A 5,846-nucleotide genomic window follows, 5' to 3' on the forward strand; every position below is an offset into this window, starting at 1 on the left:
GTTAGCGTAGTTATCAACTGAGATTTATACCCGTCATCTTTCAAGTTGTAGGTGTGTTGGCTGTGCCCAATCGCCCGAATTACTTACTTATGTAAGCTCATCGGGATGATGAACCTCATCAGAGGCTCACCCTACGGGCCAGCGCTTGCCGCCTTCCTGCATCTTGAAATCTCTTGGGTATAGCATTTATCAGACCGTGGATTTTTGATCGATGATGAATCAATGAAGAATGAGAAAGCGGCAATAGGGATCACGGCTAATGATGAAAGAAAAATCAGTAACAAAAGAAAAACCCATGTCGTCTAACGATGAATACAAATATCCGGGTAATAGCATGAGTGAAGAGGAACTGCTCGCTCGCATTGCGTGGTTTTATTATCACGATGGCTTAACACAAGGGGATATTGGCGAACTGTTGGGGTTAACCCGGCTGAAGGTCTCCAGATTGCTGGAGAAAGGCCGCCAGTCTGGGGTTATTCGGGTACAGATTAATTCGCGCTATGAGGGTTGTCTGGAACTGGAAAACACCTTGCAACAGCATTTCGGCCTCAAGCATATCCGCATTCTGCCTTCTCTGGCTGATCTCAGTATCAGTAGCCGGTTGGGGATTGGCGCTGCACATTTATTGATGGCATTGATACAACCACAACAACTACTGGCAGTCGGCTTTGGTGAAACCACCATGTGTGCCTTACAGCATTTAAGCGGTTTTATCGCTTCGCAGCAGGTCAGACTGGTGACGCTTTCCGGTGGGGTTGGCTCTTATATGACCGGTATTGGCCAGTTGGATGCCGCTTGTCAGGTCAGCATTATTCCTGCGCCGTTGCGTGCTTCCAGTGCCACAGTGGCGGAAACATTCCGTCAGGAAAACAGTGTGCGCGATGTGATGCTAGCCGCCCGAGCGGCTGATGTTGCCGTGGTGGGTATCGGTTCGGTCAATCAGCAAAAAGAGGCCACCATTTTACGCTCCGGCTATATCGGTGAAGGCGAACAACTGATGTTCAGTCGCAAGGGGGCGGTCGGCGATATCCTTGGCTACTTTATGCAAGCCGATGGCGCATTGGTGCCGGATATGCAGATTCACCAGGAGCTGATTGGCGTCTCACTGGCAGATCTGACCAACATCCCGACAGTGATTGGTGTCGCCGGTGGCATTGAAAAATCAGAAGCGATTGTGGCTGCATTGCGCGGAAAATACGTGAATGCATTAGTGACGGATGAGCTGACAGCAAGATCAATCATCAAATTGATTTGATTGGTTATTTTACTTGCCAGCTTAGGCTTGCGCAGGGGTTCAAGAATTACGCCAATAGTTTTGGTTATTCTTTTGAGAAAAAAGCAGTAGAGGACAGGTTTATTCATAAATTCATATAAAACAGAGGATAGCGTAATGAGTCAATTCTCTACGACCACATCGGCTGAATACCTGATGGCGCTGGATGCCGGCACCGGCAGTGTCCGGGCTGTCATATTTGATCTTAACGGTAATCAGATAGCGGCCGGACAGGCTGAGTGGCTACATTTGCCAGTACCTGATGTCCCAGGGTCGATGGAGTTTGATTTAGCGACTAACTGGAAGTTGGCCTGCCAGTGTATCCGCCAAGCATTGCATCAGGCTAAGCTACCGGCGAGTGCTATTCGCGCCGTGGCTGCCTGCTCAATGCGCGAAGGTATTGTGCTTTATGATCGCAGTGGCAAACCTATTTGGGCGTGTGCCAATGTGGATGCCCGTGCCAGCCGTGAAGTCAGTGAGCTTAAAGAGCTGCATAATGATGGGTTTGAATTCGAGGTTTATCAATGTTCAGGCCAAACTCTGGCACTAAGTGCTATGCCTCGGTTACTGTGGCTGGCGCATTACCGCCCGGATATCTATCGCCAGGCGGGTACATTAACCATGATAAGCGACTGGCTAGCCAATATGCTCAGTGGCGAACTGGCGGTTGATCCTTCGAATGCAGGAACCACCGGCATGCTGGATTTAGTCACCCGTAACTGGCAACCGAGCTTGCTGGAGATGGCTGGACTACGTGCCGATATTTTATCGCCGGTCAAAGAAACCGGAACACTGCTAGGCCATGTCACAGCACAAGCCGCAGAAGAGAGTGGTCTGTTGGTGGGAACGCCAGTGGTGATGGGCGGTGGTGATGTACAATTAGGTTGTTTGGGGTTGGGGGTCGTTCAACCGGGTCAGACCGCAGTATTGGGCGGCACCTTCTGGCAGCAGGTGGTTAATTTGCCTAAGCCGATTACCGATCCGAATATGAATACGCGTATTAACCCTCATGTTATTCCCGGTATGGTACAGGCTGAATCCATCAGTTTCTTTACCGGCCTGACCATGCGCTGGTTCCGTGATGCATTTTGCGCCGAAGAGAAATTACTGGCGCAGCGGCTGGGTATCGATACCTACAGTTTATTGGAGGATATGGCCGCCCGCGTACCGGCAGGGGCATACGGCATCATGCCGATTTTCTCCGATGTAATGCGCTTCAAATCCTGGTATCACGCCGCACCTTCCTTTATTAACCTTTCACTTGATCCAGAAAAATGCAACAAAGCTACCCTGTTCCGTGCTCTGGAAGAGAATGCCGCGATAGTCTCGGCCTGTAACTTAGCGCAAATTGCTGAGTTCTCCGGCGTCAAAGCAGCCTCAGTGGTATTTGCAGGCGGAGGTTCAAAAGGGAAACTGTGGAGCCAGATTTTGGCCGATGTGACCGGGGTTCCTGTCCGAGTACCAGTTGTCAAAGAAGCCACGGCTCTCGGTTGTGCTATCGCCGCGGGTGTGGGGGTCGGGCTGTATGACACGCTAGATAAAACCGGTGAGCGGCTAGTGCGCTGGGAGCGGGAATACACCCCGAACACCGAGCATCAGGCACTGTATCAAGCCGCAAAAGTAAACTGGCAAGCAGTATATACCGATCAGTTGTCGCTGGTGGATAGCGGGTTGACGACTTCCCTATGGAAAGCGCCTGGCCTCTAAAATTGGCTATCTTACTTGCCAGCTTGAGCTTCGGGGCAGAATGATCATTACAATCATTCGTGGCTTTATAGAGTTAAGTAAGAAAGATATTTCAAGTAAGTGACTGGGGTGAGCGAGGGCAGCCAACGCACATGCAGCTTGCAGTATGACGGATATAAAAGAATTGCCATGCAGCAAACACTTGGATAGCATTATTGCCCCCCTTCGTTGCCGATGATGGCGCATCCTATGATGAATACATCAAATAAGACAGAATCACCTGCCGGGCAACCTTCTGCTCTTGTTGCTACCGCCCAACAGCGAGCATTTAACCTGCCAGATACACTGCGGGACAAAAGTAACGTTCAGCGTATTTTAGTGATTAAATTACGCCATTTCGGCGATGTTTTACTCACTACGCCACTACTGAGTACCTTAAAAGCCAACTACCCACAAGCAAAAATCGACGTGCTGCTGTATGGCGGAACGCAAGATATGCTGCGGGAGAACAAAACGGTCAATCATGCATTTATTGTTGACCGTGGCCTCAAACATGCGGGTCTAAAGGCCCAAATCAGTGGCGAAAAAGCGCTGTTTAATGCATTGAAAGAACACCATTATGATCTGATTCTCAATTTATCCGATCAATGGCGAGCCGCAGCGTATTGTCGTTTATTAAAACCTGGCTTCAGTATTGGTTTCCATTATCCCAAACGCGATACCTGGCTATGGCGCTATTGTCATTCTACATTGGTTGATATCCCCAATGCGGCCAAAAGGCATACCGTACTCAATAATCTGGATATTCTCGCACCACTACAACTGACGGATATTATTACTGATGTTACCATGTCTTATGGTGTGCACGATGTTGAACGGGTACAGAAATTGTGCCAACAACGCCATATCAATGACTATATATTGATCCAACCTTCTGCTCGCTGGAAGTTCAAAACATGGGCCAGTGAATCATTTAGCCAACTGGTAAATCATCTCACTGAGCAAGGTGAAACCATTCTACTTACCGGCGGCAAAGATCAGGCTGAATTGGATTATATTGCTGAGATCATCGCCGGATGCACACAACCCGAGAAGGTGGTTAATTTGTCTGGCCTGCTGGCGCTACCGGAACTGGCAGTATTTATTGATAACGCTAAGCTCTTTATTGGCGTAGATTCCGTGGCAATGCATATGGCCGCAGCCTTACAAACACCCGCAGTGGTCCTCTTTGGCCCCAGTAATCTTAACCAATGGCATCCGTGGCAGGCTCCACACACGCTGTTATGGGCCGGGCATTACCGCACGTTGCCACACCCTAATGAGATAGATACTGACACTACCGATCGGTATTTGAACGCCATTCCGGTGAGCGAAGTTATCAGTGCTGTTGATGCGTGGCGCGCTCAAAGCCATTAACGGGGGCACATCAGTAACCTTATTTTCCGCTAACCAGCTTAAGCTGAGAGAATTATGACAATCCCATCGACTTCTTCACCGGCCGCTTTCACGGTCAACCGTCGCAGTGAAATGCTGGGTGGTATTGCAGCATTGCTGCTAGGTATCTCCTTACCGACATCCAACCCACTGATCAATATCTCACTGGTTTTAATCCTGATCTGTTTGATAATGAATCGCAACACATTGCAATTCAAACCATTACTGACGAATCCGTTGGTTTACCTGCCTGCTGCGATGTTTGCATTGTTGGCATTGTCACTGCTGTTTCATCACAACAGTTATGGCCCGGATATGGTGGGTAAAGATAAGAAATTTCTTTATGTATTGCCGTTAGCCCTGTTTTTTATCAACCAACCACGGTTGATAAAATTGTTTGGAATCGGCTTCTTAGCGGCTAACGCGCTGGCATTAGCCGGTACACTGGCCGTTGGGGTGTTACACATTCCCATTGGCAATGTAGATCCAACCAATCCGACTATCTTTAAACTGCAAATTACCCAAAACTTCTTTATGGCTTTGGCCGCCATGTTGTGGCTGGCGCTGGCCTTTAAAAATCAGGGCTGGAAACGCTGGGGGTATGGCTTGCTGGTGGCAGCGGCGAGCTACAGTATTCTGTTCTTGGTATTGGGGCGAACCGGTTATGTGGCATTAGTTGTTGGGCTAGGGATATGGCTATTCTTCTCTCTGGGGCGCCGCCAACGCTGGCTATTGGTAGTGTTAGGGGCGATAGCCTTTGCTGCACTACTACTGATACCCAATAAAGCGACCGACCGTATCGTGCAGGGTGTCGATGAGATAAAAGTCTGTATGGCCGCATCTGCGGATGATGTAAATGATGCTTGTCGTAGTTCGATGGGGCAACGTTCGGCCTTTGCCATTGAAGCGGTGCGGCTAATTAAAGAGTCACCTATTCTGGGGCACGGTGCTGGCGGCTTCTATTATGAGAACCCAGAGATCAATTACAAAATCAATAATCCACACAACCAATATCTGTTGGAAACAATCCAATCAGGCTTTGTTGGCTTAATTATCTTTTTGGCATGGATTGTTTGTTGTTATCGCGTTATTTGGCAACAAACACCGGTTTTACGCAATGTACTACTGGCTGTATTGACCAGTTATATGGCGTGTAATTTCTTTAATTCATTCCTGCTGGACTCATCTGAAGGCCATCTATTTATGATCTTCGTAGCAATTTTGGCGGGCTATTCAGTGACAGAGACGCAGCATGTATCGGATAAGCAATTGACATAACAGTGTACACATTTCTGCGAATTTGACGTGCTATAAAACGGCTCCCAATGGGGGCCGTTTTTGTTGATTCCGTCATGATGATGCATGCTTTGAAGCTAAAAAGTGAATTTTAACGGAAAGGCTGACATCTCTATTTGAAATAGGAGGTCTTTAATAAAATGTACATATTACACAC

4 protein-coding genes are annotated in these 5,846 nt (G+C 48.3%); all 4 read left to right on the plus strand.

Translation table 11 applies throughout. From position 1 onward, the window contains the following. The first annotated feature begins 262 nt into the window (after positions 1 to 262). The 4 genes from lsrR to waaL-ps all read left to right on the plus strand — a co-directional run bounded on the left by lsrR (position 263) and on the right by waaL-ps (position 5,671). A complete protein-coding gene (lsrR, locus tag V1952_RS19615) occupies positions 263 to 1,255 on the plus strand; it encodes a transcriptional regulator LsrR (protein ID WP_372559815.1) in 993 nt (330 codons plus the stop codon). A gap of 135 nt (positions 1,256 to 1,390) precedes the next feature. Next, complete coding sequence (gene lsrK, locus V1952_RS19620; protein ID WP_372557914.1) at positions 1,391 to 2,980, plus strand: autoinducer-2 kinase; 1,590 nt, start codon at positions 1,391 to 1,393, stop codon at positions 2,978 to 2,980. Between the two features lie 228 nt (positions 2,981 to 3,208). Continuing rightward, positions 3,209 to 4,375, plus strand: a complete 1,167-nt coding sequence (gene rfaQ / locus V1952_RS19625; RefSeq protein ID WP_372557915.1) for a putative lipopolysaccharide heptosyltransferase III — start codon at positions 3,209 to 3,211, stop codon at positions 4,373 to 4,375. A gap of 54 nt (positions 4,376 to 4,429) precedes the next feature. Continuing rightward, on the plus strand, positions 4,430 to 5,671 hold the full coding sequence (gene waaL-ps, locus V1952_RS19630) for an O-antigen polysaccharide ligase WaaL-ps (RefSeq protein ID WP_420075370.1): 1,242 nt from the start codon (positions 4,430 to 4,432) through the stop codon (positions 5,669 to 5,671). Positions 5,672 to 5,846 lie beyond the last annotated feature (175 nt).

This window comes from Yersinia sp. 2542 StPb PI (assembly GCF_048593855.1).
GTDB lineage: Bacteria > Pseudomonadota > Gammaproteobacteria > Enterobacterales > Enterobacteriaceae > Yersinia > Yersinia enterocolitica_E.

Excerpts from the sequence above, each read along its gene's own strand:
- lsrK (WP_372557914.1), top strand. The coding sequence starts at position 1,391 with ATGAGTCAATTCTCTACGACCACATCGGCTGAATACCTGATGGCGCTG.
- rfaQ (WP_372557915.1), top strand. The coding sequence starts at position 3,209 with ATGATGAATACATCAAATAAGACAGAATCACCTGCCGGGCAACCTTCT.
- lsrR (WP_372559815.1), top strand. The coding sequence starts at position 263 with ATGAAAGAAAAATCAGTAACAAAAGAAAAACCCATGTCGTCTAACGAT.
- waaL-ps (WP_420075370.1), top strand. The coding sequence starts at position 4,430 with ATGACAATCCCATCGACTTCTTCACCGGCCGCTTTCACGGTCAACCGT.